Source organism: Chromobacterium sp. CV08 (assembly GCF_051129845.1).
GTDB lineage: Bacteria > Pseudomonadota > Gammaproteobacteria > Burkholderiales > Chromobacteriaceae > Chromobacterium.
Genome location: NZ_CP150453.1, coordinates 1,110,208 through 1,136,530 on the forward strand (window position 1 = coordinate 1,110,208; position 26,323 = coordinate 1,136,530).

30 protein-coding genes are annotated in these 26,323 nt (G+C 64.5%); 22 read left to right on the top strand and 8 right to left on the bottom strand.

What is annotated here, in order from left to right:
• The first annotated feature begins 17 nt into the window (after window positions 1-17).
• Window positions 18-635 carry a DedA family protein gene (locus tag WNM05_RS05200; RefSeq protein ID WP_434633081.1) on the top strand — a complete coding sequence of 206 codons (618 nt, stop codon included), beginning with the start codon at window positions 18-20 and terminating at the stop codon, window positions 633-635.
• Between the two features lie 109 nt (window positions 636-744).
• On the opposite strand, the gene WNM05_RS05205 is transcribed toward WNM05_RS05200, so the two are convergent.
• Window positions 745-1,071, bottom strand: a complete 327-nt coding sequence (locus WNM05_RS05205) for an FKBP-type peptidyl-prolyl cis-trans isomerase (RefSeq protein WP_434633083.1) — start codon at window positions 1,069-1,071, stop codon at window positions 745-747.
• Window positions 1,072-1,211: 140 nt separating this feature from the next.
• On the opposite strand from WNM05_RS05205, the gene WNM05_RS05210 reads away from it, so the two are divergent.
• A complete protein-coding gene (locus WNM05_RS05210; protein WP_434633085.1) occupies window positions 1,212-1,997 on the top strand; it encodes a DUF2189 domain-containing protein in 786 nt (261 codons plus the stop codon).
• A gap of 10 nt (window positions 1,998-2,007) precedes the next feature.
• The gene (locus WNM05_RS05215; protein WP_434633088.1) at window positions 2,008-2,961 is read left to right on the top strand and encodes a D-2-hydroxyacid dehydrogenase; all 954 of its coding nucleotides are present in this window, start codon (window positions 2,008-2,010) and stop codon (window positions 2,959-2,961) included.
• A 211-nt stretch (window positions 2,962-3,172) separates the two neighbouring features.
• On the opposite strand, the gene WNM05_RS05220 is transcribed toward WNM05_RS05215, so the two are convergent.
• Window positions 3,173-3,652, bottom strand: coding sequence for a DUF1841 family protein (locus WNM05_RS05220; RefSeq protein WP_434633090.1), 480 nt, complete (start codon window positions 3,650-3,652; stop codon window positions 3,173-3,175).
• Window positions 3,653-3,784: 132 nt separating this feature from the next.
• On the opposite strand from WNM05_RS05220, the gene WNM05_RS05225 reads away from it, so the two are divergent.
• A complete protein-coding gene (locus WNM05_RS05225; protein WP_434633092.1) occupies window positions 3,785-4,264 on the top strand; it encodes a glutathione peroxidase in 480 nt (159 codons plus the stop codon).
• A 55-nt stretch (window positions 4,265-4,319) separates the two neighbouring features.
• Here the strand turns inward: WNM05_RS05225 and trmB are convergent, their stop codons facing one another.
• On the bottom strand, window positions 4,320-5,000 hold the full coding sequence (gene trmB, locus WNM05_RS05230) for a tRNA (guanosine(46)-N7)-methyltransferase TrmB (RefSeq protein WP_434633095.1): 681 nt from the start codon (window positions 4,998-5,000) through the stop codon (window positions 4,320-4,322).
• Between the two features lie 37 nt (window positions 5,001-5,037).
• A complete protein-coding gene (locus WNM05_RS05235; protein ID WP_434633097.1) occupies window positions 5,038-5,958 on the bottom strand; it encodes an SDR family oxidoreductase in 921 nt (306 codons plus the stop codon).
• Window positions 5,959-5,997: 39 nt separating this feature from the next.
• On the opposite strand from WNM05_RS05235, the gene WNM05_RS05240 reads away from it, so the two are divergent.
• The 6 genes from WNM05_RS05240 to arcC all read left to right on the top strand — a co-directional run bounded on the left by WNM05_RS05240 (window position 5,998) and on the right by arcC (window position 12,841).
• A complete protein-coding gene (locus WNM05_RS05240; RefSeq protein WP_434633099.1) occupies window positions 5,998-7,029 on the top strand; it encodes a CDP-6-deoxy-delta-3,4-glucoseen reductase in 1,032 nt (343 codons plus the stop codon).
• A 174-nt stretch (window positions 7,030-7,203) separates the two neighbouring features.
• A complete protein-coding gene (locus tag WNM05_RS05245) occupies window positions 7,204-7,335 on the top strand; it encodes a DUF3149 domain-containing protein (protein ID WP_434633100.1) in 132 nt (43 codons plus the stop codon).
• Window positions 7,336-7,857: 522 nt separating this feature from the next.
• A complete protein-coding gene (arcD, locus tag WNM05_RS05250) occupies window positions 7,858-9,309 on the top strand; it encodes an arginine-ornithine antiporter (RefSeq protein WP_434633101.1) in 1,452 nt (483 codons plus the stop codon).
• A gap of 75 nt (window positions 9,310-9,384) precedes the next feature.
• Window positions 9,385-10,617, top strand: coding sequence for an arginine deiminase (locus WNM05_RS05255; RefSeq protein ID WP_434633102.1), 1,233 nt, complete (start codon window positions 9,385-9,387; stop codon window positions 10,615-10,617).
• A 98-nt stretch (window positions 10,618-10,715) separates the two neighbouring features.
• Window positions 10,716-11,726 (top strand): ornithine carbamoyltransferase, encoded by a 1,011-nt coding sequence (locus WNM05_RS05260; RefSeq protein ID WP_434633103.1) that lies wholly within the window; start codon window positions 10,716-10,718, stop codon window positions 11,724-11,726.
• Between the two features lie 170 nt (window positions 11,727-11,896).
• Window positions 11,897-12,841, top strand: coding sequence for a carbamate kinase (gene arcC / locus WNM05_RS05265; RefSeq protein WP_434633104.1), 945 nt, complete (start codon window positions 11,897-11,899; stop codon window positions 12,839-12,841).
• 58 nt (window positions 12,842-12,899) lie between these two features.
• On the opposite strand, the gene WNM05_RS05270 is transcribed toward arcC, so the two are convergent.
• Complete coding sequence (locus tag WNM05_RS05270) at window positions 12,900-13,211, bottom strand: RebB family R body protein (protein WP_434633105.1); 312 nt, start codon at window positions 13,209-13,211, stop codon at window positions 12,900-12,902.
• Between the two features lie 70 nt (window positions 13,212-13,281).
• Window positions 13,282-14,337: a patatin-like phospholipase family protein gene (locus WNM05_RS05275; RefSeq protein ID WP_434633107.1), complete on the bottom strand. Its 1,056-nt coding sequence runs from the start codon at window positions 14,335-14,337 to the stop codon at window positions 13,282-13,284.
• 258 nt (window positions 14,338-14,595) lie between these two features.
• Here WNM05_RS05275 and WNM05_RS05280 point away from each other — a divergent pair, with 258 nt between their 5' ends.
• From WNM05_RS05280 to WNM05_RS05295, 4 genes are read left to right on the top strand one after another with little or no spacing between them, the layout of a single operon-like run.
• On the top strand, window positions 14,596-14,925 hold the full coding sequence (locus WNM05_RS05280) for a PadR family transcriptional regulator (protein ID WP_434633109.1): 330 nt from the start codon (window positions 14,596-14,598) through the stop codon (window positions 14,923-14,925).
• On the top strand, window positions 14,922-16,031 hold the full coding sequence (locus WNM05_RS05285; RefSeq protein WP_434633110.1) for an HAAS signaling domain-containing protein: 1,110 nt from the start codon (window positions 14,922-14,924) through the stop codon (window positions 16,029-16,031). Before WNM05_RS05280 ends, WNM05_RS05285 begins: the two co-directional genes overlap by 4 nt.
• Before the next feature lie 29 nt (window positions 16,032-16,060).
• Entirely contained in the window at window positions 16,061-16,339 is a 279-nt protein-coding gene (locus WNM05_RS05290) for a hypothetical protein (RefSeq protein WP_434633112.1), read from the top strand.
• A 19-nt stretch (window positions 16,340-16,358) separates the two neighbouring features.
• On the top strand, window positions 16,359-17,120 hold the full coding sequence (locus WNM05_RS05295) for a hypothetical protein (protein ID WP_434633115.1): 762 nt from the start codon (window positions 16,359-16,361) through the stop codon (window positions 17,118-17,120).
• A 116-nt stretch (window positions 17,121-17,236) separates the two neighbouring features.
• Here the strand turns inward: WNM05_RS05295 and WNM05_RS05300 are convergent, their stop codons facing one another.
• Window positions 17,237-17,794, bottom strand: coding sequence for an adenine phosphoribosyltransferase (locus tag WNM05_RS05300; RefSeq protein WP_021478751.1), 558 nt, complete (start codon window positions 17,792-17,794; stop codon window positions 17,237-17,239).
• 105 nt (window positions 17,795-17,899) lie between these two features.
• On the bottom strand, window positions 17,900-19,213 hold the full coding sequence (locus WNM05_RS05305; protein ID WP_434635119.1) for an NCS2 family permease: 1,314 nt from the start codon (window positions 19,211-19,213) through the stop codon (window positions 17,900-17,902).
• Between the two features lie 145 nt (window positions 19,214-19,358).
• On the opposite strand from WNM05_RS05305, the gene gmk reads away from it, so the two are divergent.
• The 8 genes from gmk to dnaG all read left to right on the top strand — a co-directional run bounded on the left by gmk (window position 19,359) and on the right by dnaG (window position 26,252).
• Window positions 19,359-19,991 (top strand): guanylate kinase, encoded by a 633-nt coding sequence (gene gmk / locus WNM05_RS05310; RefSeq protein WP_434633118.1) that lies wholly within the window; start codon window positions 19,359-19,361, stop codon window positions 19,989-19,991.
• 81 nt (window positions 19,992-20,072) lie between these two features.
• Window positions 20,073-20,279 (top strand): DNA-directed RNA polymerase subunit omega, encoded by a 207-nt coding sequence (gene rpoZ, locus WNM05_RS05315; protein ID WP_043578754.1) that lies wholly within the window; start codon window positions 20,073-20,075, stop codon window positions 20,277-20,279.
• Window positions 20,280-20,299: 20 nt separating this feature from the next.
• Window positions 20,300-22,456, top strand: a complete 2,157-nt coding sequence (locus tag WNM05_RS05320) for a RelA/SpoT family protein (protein ID WP_434633122.1) — start codon at window positions 20,300-20,302, stop codon at window positions 22,454-22,456.
• Window positions 22,453-22,662: a sulfur carrier protein ThiS gene (gene thiS / locus WNM05_RS05325; RefSeq protein ID WP_434633124.1), complete on the top strand. Its 210-nt coding sequence runs from the start codon at window positions 22,453-22,455 to the stop codon at window positions 22,660-22,662. Before WNM05_RS05320 ends, thiS begins: the two co-directional genes overlap by 4 nt.
• A 48-nt stretch (window positions 22,663-22,710) precedes the next feature.
• On the top strand, window positions 22,711-23,505 hold the full coding sequence (locus WNM05_RS05330; RefSeq protein WP_434633126.1) for a thiazole synthase: 795 nt from the start codon (window positions 22,711-22,713) through the stop codon (window positions 23,503-23,505).
• Between the two features lie 163 nt (window positions 23,506-23,668).
• A complete protein-coding gene (gene rpsU, locus WNM05_RS05335; protein ID WP_043578765.1) occupies window positions 23,669-23,881 on the top strand; it encodes a 30S ribosomal protein S21 in 213 nt (70 codons plus the stop codon).
• 116 nt (window positions 23,882-23,997) lie between these two features.
• The gene (locus WNM05_RS05340; protein WP_434633130.1) at window positions 23,998-24,444 is read left to right on the top strand and encodes a GatB/YqeY domain-containing protein; all 447 of its coding nucleotides are present in this window, start codon (window positions 23,998-24,000) and stop codon (window positions 24,442-24,444) included.
• A 17-nt stretch (window positions 24,445-24,461) separates the two neighbouring features.
• A complete protein-coding gene (gene dnaG, locus WNM05_RS05345) occupies window positions 24,462-26,252 on the top strand; it encodes a DNA primase (protein ID WP_434633132.1) in 1,791 nt (596 codons plus the stop codon).
• The last annotated feature ends 71 nt before the right edge of the window (window positions 26,253-26,323 follow it).

Consider the following 26,323-nt stretch of genomic DNA (forward strand, 5'->3'; position numbering starts at 1 on the left):
GGCGGACGGAATATTAGATGGATACTCTGCAGATACTTCTCGATTTCTTCACCGGCTACGGATATGTGGCCGTGTTCGCGGTGTTGCTGGTTTGCGGTTTCGGGGTGCCGATTCCCGAGGACATCACCCTGGTGGCCGGCGGCGTGATTTCCGGTCTCGGCTACGCCAATGTGCACTATATGTTCGTCGTCGGCATGGCCGGCGTGCTGGTCGGCGACGGCATCATGTTCCTGGCCGGACGCATCTTCGGTCACAAGGTCCTGCGCTTCAAGCCCATCGCCCGCATCCTGACCCAGGAGCGCTTCGAGGCGGTGCAGGAGAAGTTCGAGAAGTACGGCAACTGGGTGCTGTTCGTCGCCCGCTTCCTGCCCGGCCTGCGCTCGCCTATCTTCATCACCGCCGGCATGACGCGCCGCGTGCCGTACTGGCGCTTCCTGCTGATGGACGGCTTCGCCGCGCTGATCTCGGTGCCGGTCTGGGTCTATCTTGGTTATTACGGCGCCGCCAACCGCGATTGGCTGATGACGATGGTGCACCGCGGCCAGGCGGGCATACTGACCGTGGTGGCGGTGCTGCTGCTGGCGGTCGGCTTCGTCTGGTTCAAGCGCCGCCGCCTGTCCTGCGCGAAGAAGTAAAAGCCTGCTTTCGATTTTTTGCCGCATCGGCGGCGTTCTGCCGGATGCGGGGCGCGCACATCAAAAAGGCCATCCCGGGGGATGGCCTTTCTGCTGGAAGGCGGATGGATCAGCCGACCTGCAGCAGCTCCACTTCGAACACCAGCGTCGCGTGCGGCGGGATCACGCCGCCGGCGCCGCGCGCGCCGTAGCCCAGCTCGGCCGGGATGGTCAGCTTGCGCTTGCCGCCGACCTTCATTCCCTGCACGCCCTGGTCCCAGCCCTTGATCACGTAGCCGGCGCCCAGCGGGAAGCTGAACGGCTGCATGCGATCCTTGCTGGAGTCGAACTTGCTGCCGTCGGTCAGCCAGCCGGTGTAGTGCACGGTGACTTCCTGGCCGGCGACGGCTTCCGCGCCTTCGCCGATGGCCAGTTCTTCAATGATCAGTTCGCTCATGCGTTTTCCTTTCGCCAGTATCGGGTTACACCGCGCGATTGTAGCAGCCGGGCGGCCGCTTTGTGTTTTCCCCTGTGTGGCATATAACGGAATTCAGGACGCTTTGTCTTCGATTTCGATGCGAATCAAGGGGGTGTGCCATGGATGTGACCGATCACGATGCGCCGCTGGTACGGCCGGTGGCGCGCAAGGTGGAGCTGATGCAGCCGCTGCAGTGGCTGAAAAAAGGTTTCCGCGACTTCCAGAAGGTGCCGGCCGACTGTCTGTTCTACGGCGCGATCTTCGTGCTGATGGGCTATCTGCTCGGCGCCTATGTCGAGCAGGCGCCGGAACTGGTGATCACCTTCGCCACCATCTTCCTGCTGGCCGGCCCTTTCCTGGCCATCGGCCTGTACGACATCGCCAAGCAGATGGAGGCCTTCGACGGCCATGGCCGCGTCAAGCTGCTGCACAGCATGGCGGCCTGGCGCGTCAACATGCCGGGCTTCAGCCTGTACGCGGTGCTGCTGGCGGTGCTGGTGTTCGGCTGGTTCCGCGTGTCGCTGCTGATGTTCGCGCTGTTCTACGACACCGCGGCGCTGCCGAATCTGAACGAGATCGTCGCCGACGCGTTCAAGGCGGACAATATCGAGTTCCTGATCGCGTATTTCGCCGTCGGCTTCCTGTTCGCCCAGCTGGTGTTCTCGGTCAGCGTGGTGTCGATACCGATGCTGCTGGACAAGGAGGTCGACACCATCACCGCGATGATAGCCAGCGTGCAGGCGGTATACCGCAATGTGCTGACGATGGGCTTGTGGGCCGTTATCATTGTCGTGCTGTCGGTGGTCGGATTCGCCACCTACTATCTGGGCCTGATCATCATCATGCCGGTGCTGGCGCTGGCCAGCTGGCATGCCTATCGGGATTTGATCACTTTCGAGCGATGACCGCCACGCAATGATCCCACGCAATATCGTCTTCCTGGACCGGGACAGCCTGCCTGTCCCGGTTCCCGTTTTCAGCTTCCCCGCCGACTACCGCGAATATCCGGCCAGCGCCGCCGACGAGGTGGTCGAGCGCGCCGCCGCGGCGCAGATCGTCATCAGCAACAAGGTGCCGCTGTCGCGCGAGACGATCGCGCGCTTGCCGGCGCTCGAGCTGGTCTCCATCGCCGCCACCGGCTACAACCATGTCGACCTGGACGCGTGCCGCGAGCGCGGCATCGCCGTCTGCAACGTCCGCCACTACGGCGACCATACGGTGGCCGAGCACGCGCTGACCTTGATGCTGGCGCTGATGAAGAACCTGCCGGCCTATCAGCGCGACGTCGCCGCCGGCGTCTGGAGCCAGTCCCGGCAGTTCTGCCACTTCGGGGCGCCGATACGCGAGCTGCGCGGCGCGACGCTGGGCATCGTCGGCGGCGGCGGCATAGGCGGCCAGCTGGCCGGGATGGCGAGGGCCTTCGGCATGGAGGTGCTGTTCGCCGAGCGCAAGGGGGAGGCGCGGACACGGGAGGGGAGGCTGCCGTTCGCCGAGGTGCTGGCGCGCGCCGACGTGCTGTCGCTGCATTGTCCGCTGACCGACGAGACGCGCGGCATGATCGCCCAGCCGGAACTGATGGCGATGAAGCCGGGCGCGATACTGATCAATACCGCGCGCGGGGGACTGGTCGACGAGGCCGACCTGGTCGCCGCATTGAAGTACGGACAGCTGGGCGGAGCCGGTTTCGACGTGCTGAGCGCCGAGCCGCCGTCGCCGGACAATCCGCTGCTGAGGGCCAGGCTGCCGAACCTGATCGTCACGCCGCATGTTGGCTGGGCCAGCGCCGAGGCGATGCGCAGGCTGGCGGCGCAGCTGGTCGCCAATATCGAAGCCTTTGTCCGCGGCGGGAGTGAGAATCGTCTGGTTTAAGCAGAAATAAGCATTGCAATCGAAAAACCGGAATGCCAATGGGCCATTCCGGTTTTTTTCTGGACGATCGTGTCGATATTATCAGAACTGTTTAAATAGATTTGCATTGTCCTGATGAATGGACTAAGTTGAAATGGCTCGTACGGCGAATGCCGCATCGAGTTGCCCCGCTTGTTCCACCGTGGCCGGTTCTCCGCCACGGTGCTTTTTTTCAGTCGTCCATATCGTTGGGATTGGCGCGCGGCGCCTCTTCCTCGCCCATGCCCAGCTTGCCGCGGATACAGGAAATGTAGCGGTTGACATCGGGACCGCCGCCGTAGCGCTGCGCGTGCCAGATCATTTCGCCGAGGCATTCCATGATCTCGTGCTGGGCGCGGTGTTCGTCGCCGTGGCGCAGCGCCAGTTGCGCGTACAGCGCGCGTATGCCGAAGGGCTGGTCTATCGAGCGCTGCTCGGCGATCGCCACGTGCAGGCCCAGGTGCAGGAAGGGATTGGTCTCGCCCATGTCCGGCGTCCACTCCTGCTCCAGGAACGCTTCCGGATTTTCCAGGATGGGATGGTACTCCGGGTGGTCTATAAGAATGGATAGGACGATTTGTTCCAGGTCGGACATCGGCTGGCCGGACTTGGACTTGCTCCAGGTGTCGAAGAAGAAACGACGGGCGTCCTGGCGGCTGGGGTTGAACAACATTGGTATAGACCTCGGCGATAACGGGCGGGACTCGGTGTGGACGGGCCGTCCGAGCAGTCTTCAAACAGCAAGGGTCAGGGTCGCAGGCGGCTGCCATTCCGGGCTGCGGCATTATACGGGACGGAGCTTGTCATGACCACGCTCTACGATTTTAGCGCGCAGCGGGCCGACGGCGCCCAGCAGGCGCTGTCGGCCTACGAGGGCAAGGTGCTGCTGCTGGTGAACACCGCCAGCGAGTGCGGCTATACGCGGCAATACGCCGGTCTGCAGGAGCTGCAGGACTATTTCGCCGACCAGGGTTTCGCGGTGCTCGGTTTTCCGTGCAACCAGTTCGGCGGTCAGGAGCCGGGCGGCGAGCGGGAGATCCTGGCGTTCTGCCGGGCGCGCTTCGGCGTATCCTTCCCGCTGTTTTCCAAGCTGGAGGTCAACGGCGACGGCGCGCATCCGCTGTGGCGCTGGCTGACCCAGGCCGATTCCGACCGCCCGCACCCGATCAAGTGGAACTTCACCAAGTTTCTGGTCGACGGCCGCGGCAGGGTGGTGAAGCGTTACGAGCCGGCGGTGGAGCCGCACGAGCTGGTCGACGATATCAAGGCCTTGTTGGGGCGGTGAGGCGCTTGTCGGTGCGTCGCCCCTACGGGGTGACGCACCCTACGGGCGACGCGGCCTACTTGCGGCGGAAGACCAGGTCCCACACGCCGTGGCCCAGCTTGATGCCGCGGGCTTCGAACTTGGTCAGCGGGCGGTAGTCCGGGCGCGGCGCGTAGCCGTCTGCGGTGTTTTCCAGATCGGGGTCGCCGCTCAGCACTTCGAGGATCTGGATCGCGTAATCCTCCCAGTCGGTGGCGGCGTGGAAATAGCCGCCCGGCTTCAGCTTTTTGGCCAGCTTGGCCACCAGCGGCGCCTGGATCAGGCGGCGCTTGTTGTGGCGTTTCTTGTGCCAGGGGTCGGGGAAGAAGATGTGCACGCCGTCCAGGCTGCCGTCCGGCAGCATATTGTCCAGCACTTCGACCGCGTCGTGGCGCATCAGCCGCAGATTGCTCAACTCCTTCTCGGCGATCAGCTTGCACAGATTGCCGACGCCGGGGCCGTGCACCTCGATGCCCAGGTAGTCCTTGTCCGGGTTGGCGGCCGCGATCTCGGCCGTGGCGCCGCCCATGCCGAAGCCGATTTCCAGGATTTTGGGCGCGGCGCGTCCGAAGGCCTGTTCCAGATCGATCGGCTCGGGGCGATAGGCTATGCCCCAGCGCGGCATGCCTTCGTCCATCGCACGCTGCTGACCTGCGGACAGATGGCCCTGCCGCAGCACAAAGCTTCTGATCGCTCGTTTGAAAGCCGGATTTTCCATTTTGCTGGCCTGCTGAAAACTCAAAAAAACCGCGATGTTACCGAATCTCGGCGTAGCTTGCGAGTATTGCCGCCTTGCGCGCCGGATCGGCGTCCAGCGCCGCCAGGTATTGCAAGACGCTGGGCCAGAGCAGCGGCGTGCCCAGCTCGCTGCGGACGCGCCGGTTGTCGAGACGGCGGGACTCTGCCAGGAAGGACCAGCGTTGCGGCGACATCCGCCGGCGGGCCTTGTCGCGCGGCAGCCGCGGCGGGCAAGCGAGGCCCAGCGTGTCGGCGAGTCTTTGATACCATTCGCCGACCGGCAGCGGCCGGTCGTCGCAGGCGTTGTAGACGCGGATGCCGCTGCGGCGGCGGTCCAGCGCGGCCACGCACAGCCGCGCCAGATCGTCGGCGTGGATATGGTTGCTCCAGCTGTCCTCGGCTGCGTCGATCAGCGGCTCGCCGGCGGCGAAGCGCGCCAGCGGCAGCCGCTCGTCGGCGTAGATGCCGGGCGCGCGCAGTATCGTCAGCGCCGCGCCGCGGGCGGCGGCGAAGCGGCGCAGCGCCGACTCGGCGTCGACGCGGCGCATCGCGCGCTCGCTCTGTGGCTTCAGCGCCGCGGTTTCATCGAGAAGCATGCTATTCGCATCTCCGTAGACGCCGCTGCTGCTGATATAGACCAGTTGCTGTGGTATGCTGTTGCCTTTTGCCAGCGCGTACAATAACTTGCGCATTCTGGGGTCGCTCCGGCCCTGTCCGGGAGGCGGCGCGGTGAGCAGCACGGCGTCGGCCAGGCCGGCCAGCCTTTCCAGGCTGTCGGGGCGGTCGAGGTCGGCCGGCACCGGCTTGGCGCCGAGCGCGCGCCAGCGCGAGGCGGCCTGGTCGGAGCGGCACAGCGCCAGCACTCGCCAGCGGGATTGCAACAAGGGCAGGGCACGGCGGGCGACATCGCCGGCGCCGACAACAAGTAGGGTACGCATGGTGTGCATTTTAGCCAGAATTCGGGATTGAGAAACGACATGACTTGCCAGGTGAAGGTGCTCCCCAGTGGGCATACATTCGGTGTGGAAGCGCACGAAACCATTCTTGAAGCCGCGCTGCGTCAGGGCATAGGCCTGCCCTACGGTTGCCGCGACGGCGCCTGCGGCGCCTGCAAGGGCAAGGTGGTGGACGGCGAAGTCAGCCAGGACGGTTTCCAGGAAAAGGCGCTGACGCCGGCCGAGCAGGCGCAGGGCATGGCCTTGTTCTGCTGTTCGCGGCCGCAGGGCGATGTCAGCATCGAAGTGCGCGAAGTCACCGGCGCCGGCGACATGCAGATCAAGACGCTGCCGTGCCGCGTCGAAAAGATCGAAAAGATCCACGACGTGGCGGTGCTGAAGCTGAAGCTGCCGGTGTCGGAGCGGCTGCAGTTCCGCGCCGGCCAGTATATCGACATTCTGATGAAGGACGGCAAGAAGCGCAGCTTCTCCATCGCCAACGCGCCGCACGACGACGCCTTCCTGGAGTTGCACATCCGCCACCAGCCGGGCGGCTCCTTCTCCGAATACGTGTTCCAGCAGATGAAGGAGCGCGAAATCATGCGCTTCAAGGGCCCGCTGGGCTCCTTCTTCCTGCGCGAGGACTCGGACAAGCCCGTCGTGCTGATCGCCAGCGGCACCGGCTTCGCGCCGGTGAAGGGCATCATCGAGCATGCCATCCATCACGGCATCACCCGGCCTATGGCGTTCTACTGGGGCGCCCGCAGCAAGGCCGACCTGTACATGGCCGAGCTGGCCGAGGGCTGGGCGGCGGCCCATCCGCACATCCGTTATGTTCCGGTGCTGTCCGAGGCGCTGCCGGAAGACGGCTGGACCGGCCGCACCGGCTTTGTGCACCAGGCGGTGCTGGAGGACTTCGCCGATTTGTCCGGCTACCAGGTCTATGCCTGCGGCGCGCCGGTGATGGTGGAGGCGGCCCACGGCACCTTCACCCGCGAACGCGGCCTGCCCAACGACGAATTCTTCTCCGACGCCTTTTTCCTGGCCAAGGACATGAATAGCGGCGCCAAGTAGACAAGATTCTGATTTGTATACATAAAGCCCCCGGCTTTCAGCCGGGGGCTTTTTATTTGCGCAGCATCAAACGGGGCGGGGCCGCGGTTTGATATGGGTCAATCCCATTGTTGGTGAGATGGTTATTATGTCATCGGCAAGCAAACGGGGCCAGAGGCCCGAAAGGAGGAGACCATGGAGTTGTTGACCTTGCTGTTGTCCGACGACGTGGGCCGCCTGAGCCTATTGACGATCGTGGTGACCACCTTGGTGGTGCTGGGTGCGTTGTGGGTGATCTTCAGGAATATCAACCGGCCCGGCAAGTGACAATCGTCGTTTGAGTTTCCGCATTTCCTCTTGATGTGTGTGTTGGCGGGTACGGTGGTGGGCCGTATCCGCCTCTTTTTTTCTCCGGTCCGGGTGGCGAACTTTCCTCGTGGCCGCGGGGTCCCTCAATAATGTCATTGCGCTGAGCGATGCCGGATAATTTTGTCCGCGTGATGCGAAATGCACATCGTCATTTTATTAAGATGTTGATTTTAATCGACATTTTATTCTTTCTTGCTTCAGGTCATGGTATTGCAGATGCCGTCAGACGGCTGACGGCACTGCACCTATGCTGAACCTGGCGCCAGGCCGGCGCCACGGTATGACGCCTTGCTGCAAGCCTTGGTCGCATTTCCCGCTAGTGGGCGTTTTGTCCCGCTTGCCCGCTTGATGCAAATCAATCCCGCTCGCGACAACTGTGGAACGGCCGTTTTAACCGCGTATACCATTATTTCAGATGATAAGAATTTAATAATAAACAGAGAAAAAACACGGTTCACATCCCTCGATTGGAGAATGAAAATGTCCACTGAAACTGCAAGCCAGGCCGGCCTCGTCGAAGGCGCCGCGCCCAGGCTGAAGCTGGGCGCGCTGACGGCGCTGGTCGTCGGCTCGATGATAGGCGGCGGCATCTTTTCGTTGCCGCAGAACATGGCGGCCGGCGCCAGCGCCGGCGCCATCCTGATCGGCTGGGCCATCACCTTTGTCGGCATGTTGGCGCTGGCCTTCGTGTTCCAGATGCTGGCCTCGCGCAAACCGGAAGTCTCCGGCGGCGTCTACGGCTACGCCAGGGCCGGCTTCGGCGACTACATGGGCTTCAACTCGGCCTGGGGCTACTGGATCTCGGCCTGGATAGGCAACGTCTCCTACTTCGTGGTGATGTTCTCGGCGCTGGCCTTCTGGATTCCGGCCTTCGGCGACGGCAACACGCCGATCGCGATCGCCTGCGCCTCGGTGCTGTTGTGGTGCCTGCACTTCCTGGTGCTGCGCGGCGTGCATGGCGCGGCCTTCATCAACACCATCACCACCGTCGCCAAGCTGGTGCCGCTGGCGCTGTTTATCGCGCTGATCGTGTTCGCCTTCAAGGTCGATACCTTCAGCCTGGATTTCTGGGGCAATGCCAAGCTCGGCTCCGTCGTCGACCAGGTCAAGAGCACGATGCTGGTGACGGTATGGGTCTTCATCGGCATCGAGGGCGCCTCGATGTTCTCCGGCCGGGCCGAGAGCATGCGGGACGTCGGCAAGGCCACGGTGATCGGCTTCCTGTTGACCATCGCGCTCTTGGTCGCCGTGTCGGTGCTGTCGCTGGGCGTGATGACGCAGGCCGAGCTGGCCGCGCTGAAGAACCCGTCCACCGCCTATGTGCTGCAAAAGGCCTTCGGCCCGGTCGGCGCCAACCTGATGAACGCCGGTCTGGTGATCTCGGTAGGCGGCGCGCTGCTGGCCTGGACGCTGCTGGCCGCCGAGGCCCCCTACCTCGCCGGCAAGGACGGCGTGATGCCGAAGGTGTTCGGCACCGTCAACGCCAACGACACGCCGGCGGCCTCGCTGTGGCTGACCAACGGCCTGATCCAGCTCTTCCTGCTGATCACGCTGAAGAGCTCGGCCGGCTACCTGGCGCTGCTGTCGCTGGCCACTTCGATGATCTTGATCCCCTACCTGCTGTGCGCCGGCTATTCCTGGCTGGTGGCCAGCCGAGGCGAGGGCTACGCCGCCGGAGAGAGCCGGGCCAAGGAGTTCTGGACCGCGGTGCTGGCCACCGTCTACGGCGCCTGGCTGATCTACGCCGCCGGTCCCAAGTATCTGTTCCTGTCCATGGTGCTGTACGCCCCGGGCCTGCTGTTCTACCTGTGGGCCAAGAAGGAGCAGGGCCGGAAGCCGTTCAACCTGATCGAGGCCGTGCTGGCCGCCATCGTGGTGGTGCTGGCGCTGATCGCGGTCTACATGCTGGCTGCGGGCAAGATCGGCCTGTAGCCGAAAGATTTCGAAACCAGTCATGGGGGCGGTCCGCCCGTCCCTGAAGTCCAACAAGAATCAAGGAGTATCGTCATGACCAAATTTGGTGTCCATTCCGAATGCGGCAAGCTGCGAACCGTGATGGTGTGCCGTCCCGGCCTCGCCCACAAGCGGCTGACCCCGGACAACTGCCACGATCTGCTGTTCGACGACGTGATCTGGGTGGAGCGCGCTCAGAAGGACCATGCCTATATGGTCGAGCAGATGCGCGCCCGCGGCATCGAGGTGATCGAGGTGCACGACGCGCTGGCCAAGGTGCTGGACGACAAGGCCGCCCGCGACTGGGTGCTGGACCGCAAGGTCAAGGCCGACAACGTCGGTATCGGCATGCTGCAGGATCTGCGCAGCTGGCTGAAGGAAATGCCGTCGGCCCAGCTGGCCGAGCACCTGGTCGGCGGCATCGCCAAGTTCGAGCTGCCCTTCGATCCGAAAGGCCTGTTCGGCGGCTATCTGGACCGTTCCGAATTCGTGCTGCCGCCGGTTCCCAACAGCCTGTTCCAGCGCGACCCGTCTTGCTGGATCTATGAGGGCGTGACGCTGAACCCGATGTACTGGCCGGCCCGCCGCCAGGAAACGCTGCTGTTGCAGGCGATCTATCAGTTCCACCCGTACTTCGCCGGCAAGGTCAACATCTGGTGGGGCGGTTGCGACTCGGACCACGGTCCGGCCACGCTGGAAGGCGGCGACGTGATGCCTATCGGCAACGGCGTCGTGCTGATCGGCATGGGCGAGCGCACCAGCCCGCAGGCGGTGGTGCAGGTGGCCAAGCGCGTGCTGCACCGCGACGGCGGCGCCCGTCGCGTCATCGCCTGCCAGATGCCGAAATCGCGCGCGGCGATGCATCTGGACACCGTGTTCAGCTTCCTCGACATCGACCTGCTGTCGGTCTTCCCGGACGTGGTCGACGAAATCACCTGCACCAGCATGTACGCAGGCGACCGCGAGGGCGAGGTGCGCTTCGAGCGCCACGAGGGCATGAAGCTGGTGGACGTGGTGCGCGAGGCGCTGGGCCTTGGCGAGATCCGCGTGATCCAGACCGGCGGCGACGCCTACCAGCGCGAACGCGAGCAGTGGGACGACGGCAATAACGTCGTGGCGCTGGACCGCCGCGTGGTGGTGGCCTACGACCGCAACACCTATACCAACCGCCTGATGCGCGAGCACGGCGTCGAAGTGATCGAGATTCCGGCTTCCGAGCTGGGCCGCGGCCGCGGCGGTGGCCACTGCATGACCTGCCCGATCATCCGCGACGAAGTGAAGCTGTAAGGCTGTCGGAATACAAGAACCGTTTCATTCAGGACCGGGCCGCAGTCTCCCGCGGGAGCGACGGCGGCCCGGACCGGACACTCATCAGGAGCAATACCATGGCTTTCAATCTGCGCAACCGCAATTTCCTGAAAATGCTGGACTTCACGCCGCGTGAAATCCGCTACCTGCTGGACCTGTCGCGCGACCTGAAGCGCGCCAAGTACACCGGCACCGAGCAGCAGCACCTGAAGGGCAAGAACGTCGCCCTGATCTTCGAGAAGACCTCGACCCGCACCCGGTGCGCCTTCGAGGTGGCCTGCTTCGACCAGGGCGCCAATGTGTCCTACATCGGGCCGTCCGGCTCGCAGATCGGCCACAAGGAGTCGATGAAGGACACCGCCCGCGTGCTGGGCCGGATGTACGACGCCATCGAATACCGCGGCTACAGCCAGGACATGGTCGAGCACGAGCTGGCCGCCTACGCCGGCGTGCCGGTGTACAACGGCCTGACCGACGAATACCACCCGACCCAGATGCTGGCCGACGTGCTGACGATGTGGGAGCACAGCGACAAGCCGATCTCGCAGATCAGCTACACCTATCTCGGCGACGCCCGCAACAATATGGGCAACTCGCTGCTGGTGATCGGTTCCAAGCTGGGCATGGATGTGCGCATCGGCGCGCCCAAGCATCTGTGGCCGACCGACGAACTGGTGGCCGAGTGCCGCGAGATCGCCAAGCGCACCGGCGCCCGCATCACCTTGACCGAGGATCCGAAGGAAGCGGTCAAGGGCACCGACTTCGTCCACACCGACGTCTGGGTGTCGATGGGCGAGCCGGCCGAAGTCTGGGCCGAGCGCATCAAGCTGCTGAAGCCCTACCAGGTCAACCGCGAGCTGATGGCCGCCGCAGGCAATCCGCGCGTCATGTTCATGCACTGCCTGCCGGCCTTCCACAACAGCGAGACCAAGGTGGGCAAGGAAATCGCCGCCCAGTATCCGGAACTGGCGAACGGCATCGAAGTGACCGAGGACGTGTTCGAGTCCGAAGCCTGCATCGCCTTCGAGCAGGCCGAGAACCGCATGCACACGATCAAGGCCATCCTGGTCTCCACGCTGGGCGACTGAGCCGGCGGGCAAAGCGCCTGTACCGCGGCGCCGCCTGCTCCCACTGCGGCGGCGCGCCGGGTTAAGGCCATAGGGCCGGCGAAAGCCGGCCGCATCGAACACCGACCGGCCAGGGCCTGCTGACCGGCAGCCTTGGCCGGTGTCGTTTGCAGAATGAGGAAGGAAGAATAATGAGAGTCGTCGTAGCTTTGGGCGGCAACGCCCTGCAACGCCGTGGCGAGGCCATGACCGCCGACAACCAGCGCGCCAACGTCAAGGTGGCCGCCGAGCAGCTGGCCGCCGTGACCCGGCTCGGCCACAATCTGGTGATGTGCCACGGCAACGGGCCGCAGGTCGGCCTCCTGGGCCTGCAGAACGACGCCTACGCCCGCCATGTCGACGGCAAGGTGACGCCGTATCCGCTGGACGTGCTCGGCGCGCAGACCGAGGGCATGATCGGCTACATGATCGAGCAGGAGCTCGGCAATGTGCTGCCGTTCGAAGTGCCGTTCGCCACGATATTGACCCAGACCGAAGTGGACGCCAACGATCCGGCGTTCCAGAACCCGACCAAGTTCGTCGGCCCGGTTTACTCGAAGGACGAGGCCGAGAAGCTGGCGGCCGACAAGGGCTGGACGGTCAAGGCCGACGGCGAGTACTACCGCCGCGTGGTGCCGAGCCCGAAGCCGAAGCGCATTTTCGAGATGCGGCCGATCAAGTGGCTGATAGAGAAGGGCGCGGTGGTGATCGCCGCCGGCGGCGGCGGCATCCCGACGATGTACCAGGGCGACAAGCTGGTCGGCGTCGAGGCGGTGATAGACAAGGACCTGGCGTCCGCGCTGCTGGCGCGCGAGGTCGAGGCCGACTATTTCGTCATCGCCACCGACGTCAAGACCGTCTTCGTCGGCTGGGGCACGCCGGACGCCAGGGCGATACGCCGCGCCCACCCGGACGAGATGGACAAGCTGGGTTTCGCCGCCGGCTCGATGGGGCCCAAGGTCGAGGCCGCCTGCGAGTTCGCCCGGCTGACCGGCAAGAAGGCGGTGATAGGCGCGCTGGAGGATATCGAGCGCATCGTCAAGGGCGAGGCCGGCACGGTGATCTCGACCGAACAGCCGGGCATAGACTGGTATTGAGCGCGTCGGCTGCAAACGAAAAGGGCTGCCGGGGGCAGCCCTTTTTCCATGGGCGGGCCTATTCCGACTTCAATTGGCGTATCAGCGCCTCCAGCTCGGCCGGATCGCGTTTGGCCAGGATGCCGGCCGTCGGCGCGTCCGCTTCCGCGGCGCCGTAGAACTGGGTCACGCCCTGATTGCTCGCCGCCTGGGCCAGCGCGTTCTGCTGCTGCTGGGCGGAGACGGCGTTCTCGAACAGGATGCCGGTCGAGTGGGCCATGGTCTGGTAGATCGATCCGATCGCCATCGCCGGGGCTTCGCCCAGCACCTTGACATTGCTCTGGGTGACGGCGTCGGTGATCTGGTTGTTCACTGCGGTGGGGAAGGCCATTGCTTTCTCCTGTCGACGACGGATGGATGTCCAGCGTAAGCGCCGGGCGGACCGGCGCCTATCGTTGCAACTACGCAGTCCGGACCGGTTCCAGCCCCAGCTCGCGCGCGTAGCGGCGGCAGAAGTCGGCGCCGGACTGGTGGCCGGCCCGATACAGCTGGGCCAGATTGGAATACGACCAGTCGAGCTCGTTGAGGCGTTCGGTCCGGTCGAGATGGGCGTCGAAATCGATCTTCAGCACTTCGGTGCGCGGCCGGCCCTGTTCATCGCGGTTGTGCAGCGCCTCGAACAGCCTCAGGTCGTCGCGGGCGACCGATGTCAGCGGCGCGATGATGGACTGTACCCAGGCATCGTACAGATCGCGCGGCGGATGCAGCAGCTGGCCGCTGCCCAGCACGTCGAACACCACGGTGTAGTCTATCCGCGGGTGCAGCTCGAACAGCCGCTTGAAATTCAGGGTGTCGATCGCCGCGCCCTCGATGTACTCGCCGTCTTCCAGCCGGTACGGCGGATAGATGAAGGGGAAGGACAGCGCGGCGAGGAAATGCTCGTGGGTGATCTCGCCCTTGTCCCAGCAGCGCATGTTGCCGGTGGTGAGGTTGTAGGCGTTCAGATAGAACTCTGGGCGGATGTCGCGCAGCCGGCCGAAATCGACGATCTCCTCGACGAAGGGCGCGTGGGCGCACAGGCCCTGGCTGTTGCCGTCTAGACTGCTGGGGCACAGCGTCGCCAGCATCAGCGAGGTCCAGTCGGCCAGCAGCCGCTGGGCCGGGCCGGCGTCGGCCTGCTGCTGTATCGCCTGCAGCACCGGATTGCGGGCAGCCAGCTCGCGCCAGGCGTCGGCCAGCGCGCCCGGCTTGTTGAACACCTTGTAGTTGACCGGGAACAGCTTGTAGATGGCGTCGGACACGCCCATGTCGGCGAGTTGCGACAAGGCCGATATGGCGTTCCCGTGTCGCGGCGCGGCATACAGCAGGCCGACCAGGGCGCCGGCGCCGGAGGCGGAAATGATGTCGAATTCGACGCCGGCCTCGGCCAGCGCCACCAGCGCGCCGGCCATCAGCGTGGCATTGGGGGCGCCGCCGCCCAGCACCAGCGCGATCGACGGTTTGGCGGGTCGAGCCATAGCGAGTCTCCATGCTTGAATGCCATCGGCAACGTCTGAAGTATGACTGGCGATGCCGCTTTTGCAACGGGACTGCCGGGCAGGGGCCTGTGGCGGAAAAACCGCAGTTTCGCCGCTTGCTTCCTGAACAATGAAAGATACCTTGCGATACAAGGTATCTTGTCATACAGTTCACTCAGACATCCGGATGCAGCAGTCCAACGATGTTCCTTGTAATGCAAGGTATCGTGTATTGCCAGTCGGTGAGGAAAGCAAACAATGAAGACGCAATTGAAGAAAGGCACGCTGGACATGTGCGTGTTGGCGGTGCTGGCCCAGGCCGACAGCTACGCCTACGAACTGGTCAGCAAGTTGTCGCAGGGCATGGATATCAGCGAGGGCACCATCTATCCGCTGATGCGCCGGCTGCAGAACGAATCGTGGGTCAGCACCTATCTGGTCGAGTCGTCGTCCGGACCGTCGCGCAAATATTACAAGCTGACCGACACCGGCCGCAGCGAGCTGGAGACGATGCGCCGGGAATGGCAGGAATTCGTGGTGGAAGTGGAAAACGTGCTGCGGGGCAGCCCCGAGGAGACAGGACAATGACACGCAAGGATTTTTTCCGGCAGCTCGAGCAGGGCCTGTCCGGGCTGAAGCCGGAGATGGTGAGCGAGATACTCGCCGACTACGACGAGTACTTCAACGACGCGCTGGCCGACGGCCGCGACGAGGCCGAGGTGGTGGCCGCGCTGGGCAGCCCGCAGAAGCTGGCGCGCGAACTGAAGGCGCAGAGCCACTACCGCCAATGGCAGGAGCACCGTTCCTTCGCCAATCTGTCGCGGGTGGTGGCGTCGATCGCCGGCCTCGGCGTGCTGAACTTCTTCCTGGCCATTCCCTTTCTGGTCTATTTGCTGTGCCTGACCGTCGGCTACATCACGTCGATAGCTTTCCTGATGGCGGGCCTGGCGGTGGTGCTGGCCTGGGGCAGCCACAGCCTGTTCGGTTGGCCGCAGTTCACCAGCGACGGCTCCGGCTGGTATATCGGCCGCTACGGCGACAACGGCGCCGAAATGGCCTGGCGCAGCGATATGAGCGATCACGCCGGACAGGTCCGGATAGACAACGGTTCGCTGGTGCTGAAGCCGGACGACGGTGACCGCTTCGAACTGAAGACCCGGCAGGGTGAGTCGCTGCAGGTGTCCAGGTCCGACGACAAGCTGACGGTGGACGCCAGCCAGCCTGCGGTGCGTCGGCTCGCCCGCATCGCCGACGGCGAAGTCAGCATCGATGTCGGCGCGATTCGCGAACTGAAGCTGAAAGAGGACAGCGGCGACGTGTTCACCGCCAGGGTCGACGACGGCAGCCGCCTGGCGAGGGTGGAGGCGTCCGCCGCCGGCGGCGGCGCGCTGAAGCTGGTGGCCAGCGGTCCCGACGGCAATATCTCGATGAAGGACGGCGACAGCACGCTGGAGATTTCCGAGCGCAGCGTCGAGCTGAAGGACGGCATGGACCACATCCAGATCGACGCGCTGCCGGGCTTGTCGGTGGGCATGAGCGCGCTGGTGGTCGGTCTGCTGCTGCTGCTCGGCGGCTCGCTGGGGCTGGTGTTCTGCGTCTGGTTGACCCGGCTGACCTGGCGCGTGCTGGTCGCCTACGTGAAGTATCAGATCGAACTGGTGTCCGGCAAGCGCGGCGAAAGCGCCGCGGCCTGAACCGCAAATTTGCGATGGGAGCATGGATCATGAAGAACGACGTCTGCCTGCAACAACTGCAACTGACCCTGGTCGAACTGCCTGAGGCCGAACTGCGCAAGATTCTCCGCGACTACCGCGGCTATATCCGCGGCGCGGTGGCCGACCGCGCCAGCGAGAGCCGCCTGCTTGCCGTCCTGGCCGAGACCCGCCAACGGGCCGCCGGCCTGTCCCGCCGGCCCAGCCCGGCCCGGCTGGCCAGCCATGGCCTGGCGCTGGCCGTCGCGCTGGCGGCGACGCTGGCCGGCTACTGGCTGTTCCTGAACTGAGACGCAAGGAGAACCGCGAATGAACATCGTCAAGATAGCCTGCGGCTTGCTGTTGCTGGCCGGCGCGGCGGCGCGTGCCGAGGACGTCGGCGGCATCGACAGGCTGAATTTCAGCGGCGACGCCCTGAAGCTGGATCTGAGCGCCGACGCCTCCAAACCGTACAAGCTGAATCTGGAAAAGCGGAACTGGTCGGACGCCGATTGCAAGTTGACGGTCACCCGGCTGGGACGGGACCTGACCTTCCAGGTCAAGCTGAACAAGCCTGCCGGCGATCGCTGCAAGCTGGTGGTCAGCGGCAACGTCAAACCCGGCAAGCAGGTGGGGGTGGACCTGAGGGCTTTCGACGGCGATCTGAACGGGCAGTTCGCCGCCGTGCAGATGCGCGGCCAGGCCTTGAAGGTCGATTTGAAAGGCGTTTACGGCGCGGTGTCGATGAGCGGCGATGCGGTCAAGGCCGAGGTGGATGCAAAGGTAGACGAGTTCAAAGCCCGCGGCCAGGCGGTGAATCTGGCGTTCGACGGCACCGCCCGCGGCATGATGCTGGAAGGACAGGCGGTGAAGGCCGACGTCAAGCTGCGCGGCGCGCAGCCGGCGGCCAGCATCGAAGCCAAGGGCCAGATGGTGAATCTGGATTTCCATGCCGACCGTCAGGCCAAGCTGGATTATCGGGTGAGCGGCCAGGCCAGCAAGGTCAGCGGCGACTGGGCCAACACGCCGGGCGCGCCGCTCAAGCTGAGGGTTGACGGCTCGGCGGTCAAGGTGTCGCTGGAGCGCAACTGATTACGGTATGACTCCGTGTCCCTTTGCCCGGCGCTTAGCCGGGCTTTTTTCGTCGAGCCATTGAAAAATGGAGCCTTGGCTCCGTTTTCGATACGCGCTGCACGAGCTGACGGGGCTCAATGGCCTTCGTAGCTGCAGACGGTGAACAGGTCGAGGCCGCCGTCGCGCACCAGCTGGCCGCCGCCGAGCTCCGGCAGTTCGATGATGGCCGCGGCTTCCAGCACGTCGGCGCCCATCCGTTTCAGCAGCTTGTAGCCGGCCATCATCGTGCCGCCGGTGGCCACCAGGTCGTCGATCAGGATCACGCGGTCGCCCGGCTTGCAGGCGTCGGTGTGCATTTCCACCGCGGCGTTGCCGTATTCCAGCTCGTATTCCTCTTCCACCGTGGTGAACGGCAGCTTGCCCTTCTTGCGGATCGGCACGAAGCCGACGTTCAGCTCGTAGGCCAGCACCGAGCCGATGATGAAGCCGCGCGCGTCCAGGCCGGCCACCAGATCGACCTTCTCCATCATGTAGCGATGGACGTAGATGTCGATCAGCATGCGGAAGGTCTTCGGGTTCTGCAGCAGCGGCGTGATGTCGCGGAACATCACGCCCTGTTGCGGCCAGTTCGGCACGGTGCGGATCCAGCCTTTCAGATAGCTGGAGTAGTCGAGATTGCTGAGGTTTTCCATGGGTCTATTGTACTTCGAAATCAAGAGACTGTGCCGACTGGCGTCGTTCAGGAAAAACGGCCCGCCGCAAGCGGCAGGCCGTCGGATGGGCCGATTATTGTGCGTTCAGTGGAAGAACGCCAGCTTGAAGATCCACAGCGCGGCGATCACCAGCACCGCCGGCTTCAGATCGGCGAAGCGGCCGGCCAGGATCTTGATCACGGCGTAGCTGATGAAGCCGAAGGCGATGCCGTCGGCGATCGAGAAGGTGAACGGCATCGCCAGCGCGGTCATCACCGCCGGCGCCGACTCGGTCAGGTCGTTCCACTCGATCTCGGCGAGGCCGCGCGCCATCAGCACGGCGACGTAGCACAGCGCCGGCGCGGTCGCGTAGGCCGGCACGGTGGCGGCCAGCGGCGACAGCCACAGCGCGGCCAGGAACAGCAGGGCCACGACGACGGCGGTCAGACCGGTGCGGCCGCCGACGGCGGTGCCGGCCGCCGACTCGATGTAGGCGGTGGTCGACGAGGTGCCCATCACCGCGCCGGCGGTGATGGCGATGGAGTCGGCCATCAGCGCGCGCTTCAGCCTGGGCAGCTTGCCGTCCTTGTCCAGCAGGCCGGCGCGGTGCGACACGCCGACCAGGGTGCCGGTGGTGTCGAACAGGTCGACGAAGAAGAACACGAAGATCACGCCTATCAGGCCGGCGTTGAGCGCGCCCTGGATGTCCATCGCCATGAAGGTCGGCGCCATGCTGGGCACCGGGGCGACGATGCCCTTGAACGGCGACAGGCCGAGCGCGATCGACAGCACGGTCACCACCAGGATGCCGATGATGATGGAGCCGGGCACCTTGCGGTATTCCAGCGCGACGATCAGGAAGAAGCCGAAGATGGCCAGCAGCGCCGTCGGCTTGTGGATGTCGCCCAGCGTCAGATAGGTTTCCGGATGCGGCGCGATCACGCCGGCGTTCTTCAGCGCGATGATGGCGAGGAACATGCCGACGCCGGCCGAGATGGCGAACTTCAGCGACTGCGGAATCGCGTTGACGATGGCTTCGCGCACCTTGAACAGGCTGACCGCCAGGAAGACGATGCCGGAGATGAACACCGCGCCCAGCGCGGTCTCCCACGACAGGCCCATGCCCTTGACCACGCTGAAGGTGAAATAGGCGTTCAGGCCCATGCCGGGCGCCAGCGCGATCGGGTAGTTGGCGACCAGGCCCATGATGGCGGTGCCGAGCGCGGCGGCCAGGCAGGTGGCGACGAATACCGCGTTCAGGTCCATGCCGGTCGACGACAGGATCAGCGGGTTGACCAGCACGATATAGGCCATGGTCAGGAAGGTGGTGAATCCGGCGATGACTTCGGTCCGGACCGTCGTGCCGTGTTCCTTGAGCTTGAACAAGCTTTCCAGCAGTTGCATGAAGGAGCGCTCCAGGCGGGTTACATTGATGAAAAACGCGGCATTATCGGCCCGCGGGTGTCCAAACGCCTAAATCTTGACGTGAAAATATGTCATCGCTTAACAATGGCAGCCCCGCTGTGCTATCCTGAAAAATTACTCTTTGGCAAACGTTTGTTCTATGAGCCAGCCCATCGGTAACATATACATCGTGGTGGCGCCGTCCGGCGCCGGCAAGACTTCGCTGGTGGCGGCGCTGTTGCAGGCCGAGCCCAGCGTCGAGCTGTCGATCTCGTACAGCACCCGGGCGGCGCGCAAGGGCGAGGTCGACGGCCAGCACTACCATTTCGTCGAGCGCGCGGTGTTCGACGACATGATCGCGCGCGGCGACTTCCTCGAGTATGCCGAGGTCTACGGCAATTACTACGGCACCAGCGCCCCGTGGATACGCGGACGGCTGGAGGCCGGCCGCGACATCCTGCTGGAAATCGACTGGCAGGGCGCCGAGCAGGTGCGCGAGGTGTTTCCGGACGCCATCGGCATCTTCATCGCGCCGCCGTCGATAGAAGAGCTGGAGCGCCGCCTGCGCGGCCGCGACACCGATGCCGAGGAAGTGATACTGCGCCGGCTGGCCTCGGCCCGCGCCGAGATCGACAAGGTCGCCGAGTACGACTACATCGTCGTCAACGACGACTTCGAGCGCGCCCGGCTGGACCTGATCAGCATCGTCCGCGCCCAACGCCTGAAGAGCGGCCCGCAGTGCCGCCGCCTGGCCGACATGTTCCGCCGCATGGGCACGGCCGGCGCGCAGTAAAAATAGTTCCGCCCTGGCTGTCTTGCCAAGGCGAAAATTCGATATAGTGAACCCTGTAACCGTCATTTAGCTGAGGAAGCCATGGCCCGTATTACCGTTGACGACTGCCTGGACCGCATCCAGAACCGTTTTGACCTGACCCTGGCCGCCGCCTACCGCGCGCGCCAAGTGGCGTCCGGCGCCAGCGCCTTTGTCGAGCCGGGCCGCCACAAGCCGACCGTGGTCGCCCTGCGTGAGATCGCCGCCGGCCATGTCGGCAAGGAAATCCTCAACCGCGGCAAGGCCTGATTGCCGGACGGAGCAAGACGATGGGCACCGGCATTGAGACAGGCATAGACTACAACGCCCTGATCGAGTCCGAGGCGGCTGCGTTTTTCGACAGCGCCGCGCGCTACCTCAAGCCGGAAGACATCGAAATGCTCAGGCTGGCCTTCCAGGTCAGCCGCGAGGCGCACGAAGGGCAGACCCGCAAGAGCGGCGAGCCCTACATCACGCACCCGCTGTCGGTGGCGACGATGCTGTGCGAGTGGCGGCTGGACGTGCAGGGCCTGGCCGCCGCGCTGCTGCACGACGTGCTCGAGGACACCGGCGTCACCAAGCCGACGCTGATCGAGAAGTTCGGCAAGATCGTCGCCGACCTGGTCGACGGCCTGTCCAAGCTGGAGCGTCTCGAATACCAGACCAAGGAGGCGGCCCAGGCCGAAAGCTTCCGCAAGATGGTGCTGGCGATGGCGCGCGACATCCGCGTCATCATCGTCAAGCTGGCGGACCGGCTGCACAATATGCGCACGCTGGACTCGATGCGCGAGGACAAGCGCCGCCGCATCGCGCTGGAAACGCTGGAAATCTACGCGCCTATCGCCAACCGCATCGGCCTGAACAAGGTCTACCGCGAACTGCAGGACCTGGCGTTCAAGCATCTGCATCCGCATCGCTACGGCGTGCTGTCCAAGGCGGTGCGCGCTGCGCGCGGCAACCGCCGCGAGGTGGTCAACAAGATATTGCAGGCGGTCAGCCAGCGGCTGGTGCAGAGCAATATCGAGGCCACGATCAAGGGCCGCGAGAAGAATCTCTACAGCATCTACAAGAAAATGCAGGAGAAGCACCTGTCCTTCTCCGAGGTGCTGGACATCTACGGCTTCCGCGTCGTCGTCAACGACATCCCGGCCTGCTATCTGGCGCTGGGCGCGCTGCACAGCCTGTACAAGCCGATTCCCGGCAAATTCAAGGATTACATCGCCATTCCCAAGGGCAATGGCTACCAGAGCCTGCACACCACGCTGTTCGGCCCGTACGGCACGCCGGTGGAGATGCAGATCCGCACCCGCGAGATGCACAATGTCGCCGAGGCCGGCGTCGCCTCGCACTGGATGTACAAGAGCGGCGAGGGCGTCAACACCGCGCAGCAGCGCACCCACCAGTGGCTGCAGAAGCTGTTGGACATGCAGGAGGAGAGCGACGACGCCGTCGAGTTCCTCGAGCACATCAAGATCGACCTGTTCCCGGACGAGGTCTATGTGTTCACGCCCAAGGGCAAGATCATGGTGATGCCTCAGGGCGCCACCCCGGTCGACTTCGCCTACGCGGTGCACACCGACATCGGCCACCGCTGCATCGCCGCCCGCGTCAACCATGCGCTGGTGCCGTTGCGCACCGTGCTGCGCAACGGCGACACGGTGGAGATCATCACGTCCACGCAGGCCAAGCCCAATCCGTCGTGGCTGGCCTTCGTGCAGAGCGGCCGCGCCCGCTCCGGCATACGCAACTACCTGAAGAGCCTCCAGCGCGAGGAGGCGGTGGCGCTGGGCGAGAAGCTGCTCAGGCAGGCGGTCGGCGCGCTGGCGTCGACGCCGCTGGCGGTCGGCGACGAGTTGCGCGCCGAATACCTGTCCAGCTACGGCGAGAAGCTGTCCGGCTTCGACGACGTGCTGGCCGAGATCGGCACCGGCAAGCTGCTGCCCATCGTCGTCGCGCGTCGGATGCTGGAGCTGGCCGGCGAGCGGCTGGGCGAGGGCGTGCGCGTCGGTCCGATCACCATCCGCGGCAACGAGACCGGGATGGTGCAGCTGTCCAGCTGCTGCAACCCGTTGCCGGGCGACGACATCCTCGGCGTCATCACCAAGGGCCAGGGCCTGGTCATACACCGCGTCGACTGTCCGAACGCCCGCCGCGCCGACCACGACAAATTGCTGGAAGTGAACTGGGAGGCGCAACGCGACCGGATGTTCGGCGTCACTGTCGGCGTGCTGTCGCGCAACGAGCGCGGCGCCCTGGCCGACATCGCCACCGCGATCTCGCAGGCCTCGGCCAATATCGAGAGCGCCGACACCCAGGACAGCAGCCGCGACGGCGACAGCCTGTTCAATATCCACTTCCGCCTGCAGGTGGAAGGCGTGGAACACCTGGAACGCGTGCTTGCCGCCGTCCGCCAGCTGGCGGTGGTGCAGCGCGTGGAGAGAAGATGAGCCAACTGAATCTGCGTATCAACGGCGAAGACAGGAGCTTCGCCGGCATCGCCACGTTTGCCGAGCTGATCGAGGCCCTGCAGCTGACCGGCAAGCGCATCGCCATCGAGCGCAACGGCGAGATCGTGCCGCGCAGCCGCCATGCCGAGGCGACGCTGGCCGACGGCGATCAACTGGAAATCGTGGTGGCCGTCGGCGGCGGTTAGCGCGCCGACGGGGCCGTGCTGGGAACGGATCAAGCAAGGGGAGTGCAGGTGAACGATCAACTGGTGATAGCCGGCAGGGCGTACGACTCGCGGCTGCTGGTGGGGACCGGAAAGTACCGGGATTTCGAGCAGACCGCGGCGGCGCTGGACGCGTCCGGCACGCAAATCGTCACGGCGGCGATACGCCGGGTCAATCTGGGGCAGAACGCTAAGGAACCGAATTTACTGGACTTTTTGCCGAAAGACCGGTATAAACTCCTCCCCAATACGGCGGGATGCTATTCCGCCGACGACGCGATCCGCACGCTGCGGCTCGCGCGGGAGCTTCTCGACGACCATCGTTTCGTGAAGCTGGAAGTGCTCGGGGACCCGAACAGCCTCTACCCGAATGTCAGGGAGACGCTGAAGGCCGCCGAGGTGCTGGTGGCCGAGGGCTTCGAAGTCCTGGTCTATACCTCGGACGATCCCATCGTCGCGCGCGAGCTGGAGCAGATAGGCTGCTGCGCGATCATGCCGCTGGCCAGCCTGATAGGCTCGGGCATGGGCATATTGAATCCGTGGAACCTGCAGCTGATCATCGAACAGTCCAAGGTCCCGGTGATCGTCGACGCCGGCGTGGGTACGGCGTCCGACGCCGCCATCGCGATGGAACTGGGCTGCGATGGCGTGTTGATGAATACCGCGATCGCCGCCGCCCGTGAACCGGTGCGGATGGCGCACGCAATGAAACTGGCCGTGGAAGCTGGCCGCGCCGCCTATCTGGCCGGCCGGATGCCGAAACGTTTTTATAGTGCAACGCCGAGTTCTCCTAGTGAGGGGGTGATTTCTTCCGTCAAGCCGTGACGTTTCTTCGGCCCTTAGCCGGGCGCGCCGCAGGCGCGAAACGCCACAAGATGGCCTGACGTGGCTTTTAGACTTTTATAAATGCGTCAACATTGCTAAAATGCTGTTTTTACAGGCAGCGGCCCCGGTCGCGCCCTAAAGAAATCTAAGGACCCTTAAGTAAATGCCGAATATTCGCGTTAAAGAGAACGAACCGTTTGAAGTTGCTCTGCGTCGCTTCAAGCGCGCTGTGGAAAAGACTGGCCTGCTGACCGAACTGCGCGCCCGCGAGTTCTACGAAAAGCCGACCACCGAGCGCAAGCGCAAGCACGCCGCCGCCGTGAAGCGCCACTACAAGCGCATCCGCAGCCAAATGCTGCCGCCGAAACTCTACTAAGAGCTTCCCCGGCACCAAGCAGGACCGCAGGCCATGCCTGCGGTTTTGCCATTTGTACTTCCCGAATTCCTCCCCCGCTGCCGCCGGCAGTGCCCGTATCCTGTAGAGAGCCCGATATGAGTCTCAAAGCCCGCATCACCGACGACATGAAGTCCGCCATGAAGGCCAAGGAAGCCGGCCGTCTGGCCGCGATCCGCCTGCTGCTGGCCGGCGTCAAGCAGAAGGAAGTGGACGAGCGCATCGAGCTGGACGACGCCGGCGTCACCGCCGTCATCGACAAGATGATCAAGCAGCGTCGCGACTCGATCGCCCAGTACCAGGCGGCGCAGCGCCAGGACCTGGTCGACAAGGAGCAGGCCGAGATGGATGTGCTGATCGGCTATATGCCGCAGCCGCTGTCCCAGGCCGAGATCGAGGCGCTGATCGCGAAGGCGGTCGCCGATACCGGCGCCGCCGGCATGCAGGACATGGGCAAGGTGATGGGCGCGTTGCGTCCGCAGCTGGCCGGCCGCGCCGACATGGCGCAGGTATCGGCGCTGATCAAGTCCAAGCTGAGCGCCTGAAGCCCGGGTAGCAGGGTTTGATTCCGCAGGACTTCATCGACCAGCTGTTGTCCCGCGTCGACATCGTCGACGTGGTGGACCGCTACGTCCCGCTGAAACGGGGCGGCCAGAACTATATGGCCTGCTGCCCCTTTCACAAGGAAAAGTCGCCCTCATTTACCGTCAGTCCCAGCAAGCAGTTCTACCACTGCTTCGGCTGCGGCGCGCACGGCTCGGCCATCGGCTTCGTCATGGAGTATCAGGGCATCGGCTTCATCGATGCCGTCAAGATGCTGGCCGAAGGCATAGGCATGCAGGTGCCGAACGAGCGCAGCGCCAATCCGGAGGCCAGCCGCAAGGCGCGCGAGAAGCAGGTGTCGCTGGAGCAGCTGATGCAGCAGGCCAGCGATTTCTACCGGCGCGAGCTGAAGGGCGCGGCCAACGCCGTCGCCTACTGCAAGGGACGGGGGCTGTCCGGCGAGGTCGCCGCGCGCTTCGGCCTCGGCTATGCGCCGGACGGCTGGCAGAACCTCGAAGCCGCTGTCGAGAACTATCAGGACGACAAGCTGGTCGAGGCCGGCCTGGTCATCGTCGCCGAGGACAGCGGCCGCCGTTACGACCGCTTCCGCGACCGGCTGATGTTCCCGATACGCAATCAGCGCGGCGCCATCGTCGGCTTCGGCGGCCGGGTGCTGGGCAAGGGCGAGCCGAAATACCTGAACTCGCCGGAGACGCCGCTGTTCGAGAAGGGCCGGGAATTGTACGGCCTGTACGAGGCAAGGCAGGCGATACGGGAGAAAAACCGCGTTCTGGTGGTCGAAGGCTATATGGACGTGGTGGCGCTGGCCCAGTACGGCGTCGGCTACGCGGTGGCCACGCTGGGCACCGCCACCACCGGCGAGCATGTGCGCAAGCTGTTGAAGCACACCGATCAGGTCTATTTCTGCTTCGACGGCGACGCCGCCGGCCAGAAGGCGGCCTGGCGGGCGCTGGAGAACAGCCTGCCGCAGTTGGTGGACGGCAAGGCGCTGAGCTTTCTGTTCCTGCCGACCGAGCACGATCCGGACAGCTATGTGCGCGAATTCGGCTCCGATGCGTTTGAGGAATTGTTGACCCGGGAAAGCCTGCCCTTGTCGACCTACTTCACCCGCGAGCTGTGCCGCGGCGTCAATCTGGCCACGCCGGAAGGCAAGGCCGACCTGATCCGTCAGGCGACGCCGCTGTTGGCGCAGATCGCCGCGCCGGCGCTCGGCTACATGATGCGCAAGCGGCTGGCCGAAGTGGCCGGCATGGAAGTCGACGAACTGGACATGCTGACCGGCGGCAAGCCGCAGCGGTCGGAACGCAAGGGCGGCGGTCGCCGCGACTACAAGCTGCCGGCCGAGTCGCAGCGACAGATCAACACCACCATGGTCAAGAAGCTGATCAAGTGGTTGCTGATGAATCCGGGTTGGGCCGGCGACGTCAAGCTGCCGGACAGCCTGGCGCTGTCGGACGAGCTGGCCTGCTTCGCGATGCTGGCGGAGCGGGCGCAGGAGCACGGCGAGTCGCCGAACACCGCCCAGCTGATCGAAGGTTTGCGCGGCACGCCGTACGAGGGCCTGATCGACAGCGTGCTGCAGCAGGCGATGCAGGATCCGGACGAGTTCGCCGACCCCAGCGCCGACGACAGGCAGTTGTTCCAGGACGGCAACGGCAGGCTGCTGAAAATGCTGCATGCGGCGCAACTGGAGCGGCTAAAACTGAAGGACCGGAACGAAGGACTGAGCCCGGAGGAGAAGGTGCTGATGGGCAGGTTGCTGCAGGAAATGTTCTCGCCGCCGAACTAGCGGGTTCGGCGGAATAATCCAAGTAGTTGTGTTATAATCAACTGTTTTTTTCGGCTTTTTTTCAAGCAGGA

Coding starts and splice junctions, on each gene's coding strand:
- WNM05_RS05200 (WP_434633081.1), top strand. CDS start 18: ATGGATACTCTGCAGATACTTCTCGATTTCTTCACCGGCTACGGATAT.
- WNM05_RS05205 (WP_434633083.1), bottom strand. CDS start 1,071: ATGAGCGAACTGATCATTGAAGAACTGGCCATCGGCGAAGGCGCGGAA.
- WNM05_RS05210 (WP_434633085.1), top strand. CDS start 1,212: ATGGATGTGACCGATCACGATGCGCCGCTGGTACGGCCGGTGGCGCGC.
- WNM05_RS05215 (WP_434633088.1), top strand. CDS start 2,008: ATGATCCCACGCAATATCGTCTTCCTGGACCGGGACAGCCTGCCTGTC.
- WNM05_RS05220 (WP_434633090.1), bottom strand. CDS start 3,652: ATGTTGTTCAACCCCAGCCGCCAGGACGCCCGTCGTTTCTTCTTCGAC.
- WNM05_RS05225 (WP_434633092.1), top strand. CDS start 3,785: ATGACCACGCTCTACGATTTTAGCGCGCAGCGGGCCGACGGCGCCCAG.
- trmB (WP_434633095.1), bottom strand. CDS start 5,000: ATGGAAAATCCGGCTTTCAAACGAGCGATCAGAAGCTTTGTGCTGCGG.
- WNM05_RS05235 (WP_434633097.1), bottom strand. CDS start 5,958: ATGCGTACCCTACTTGTTGTCGGCGCCGGCGATGTCGCCCGCCGTGCC.
- WNM05_RS05240 (WP_434633099.1), top strand. CDS start 5,998: ATGACTTGCCAGGTGAAGGTGCTCCCCAGTGGGCATACATTCGGTGTG.
- WNM05_RS05245 (WP_434633100.1), top strand. CDS start 7,204: ATGGAGTTGTTGACCTTGCTGTTGTCCGACGACGTGGGCCGCCTGAGC.
- arcD (WP_434633101.1), top strand. CDS start 7,858: ATGTCCACTGAAACTGCAAGCCAGGCCGGCCTCGTCGAAGGCGCCGCG.
- WNM05_RS05255 (WP_434633102.1), top strand. CDS start 9,385: ATGACCAAATTTGGTGTCCATTCCGAATGCGGCAAGCTGCGAACCGTG.
- WNM05_RS05260 (WP_434633103.1), top strand. CDS start 10,716: ATGGCTTTCAATCTGCGCAACCGCAATTTCCTGAAAATGCTGGACTTC.
- arcC (WP_434633104.1), top strand. CDS start 11,897: ATGAGAGTCGTCGTAGCTTTGGGCGGCAACGCCCTGCAACGCCGTGGC.
- WNM05_RS05270 (WP_434633105.1), bottom strand. CDS start 13,211: ATGGCCTTCCCCACCGCAGTGAACAACCAGATCACCGACGCCGTCACC.
- WNM05_RS05275 (WP_434633107.1), bottom strand. CDS start 14,337: ATGGCTCGACCCGCCAAACCGTCGATCGCGCTGGTGCTGGGCGGCGGC.
- WNM05_RS05280 (WP_434633109.1), top strand. CDS start 14,596: ATGAAGACGCAATTGAAGAAAGGCACGCTGGACATGTGCGTGTTGGCG.
- WNM05_RS05285 (WP_434633110.1), top strand. CDS start 14,922: ATGACACGCAAGGATTTTTTCCGGCAGCTCGAGCAGGGCCTGTCCGGG.
- WNM05_RS05290 (WP_434633112.1), top strand. CDS start 16,061: ATGAAGAACGACGTCTGCCTGCAACAACTGCAACTGACCCTGGTCGAA.
- WNM05_RS05295 (WP_434633115.1), top strand. CDS start 16,359: ATGAACATCGTCAAGATAGCCTGCGGCTTGCTGTTGCTGGCCGGCGCG.
- WNM05_RS05300 (WP_021478751.1), bottom strand. CDS start 17,794: ATGGAAAACCTCAGCAATCTCGACTACTCCAGCTATCTGAAAGGCTGG.
- gmk (WP_434633118.1), top strand. CDS start 19,359: ATGAGCCAGCCCATCGGTAACATATACATCGTGGTGGCGCCGTCCGGC.
- rpoZ (WP_043578754.1), top strand. CDS start 20,073: ATGGCCCGTATTACCGTTGACGACTGCCTGGACCGCATCCAGAACCGT.
- WNM05_RS05320 (WP_434633122.1), top strand. CDS start 20,300: ATGGGCACCGGCATTGAGACAGGCATAGACTACAACGCCCTGATCGAG.
- thiS (WP_434633124.1), top strand. CDS start 22,453: ATGAGCCAACTGAATCTGCGTATCAACGGCGAAGACAGGAGCTTCGCC.
- rpsU (WP_043578765.1), top strand. CDS start 23,669: ATGCCGAATATTCGCGTTAAAGAGAACGAACCGTTTGAAGTTGCTCTG.
- WNM05_RS05340 (WP_434633130.1), top strand. CDS start 23,998: ATGAGTCTCAAAGCCCGCATCACCGACGACATGAAGTCCGCCATGAAG.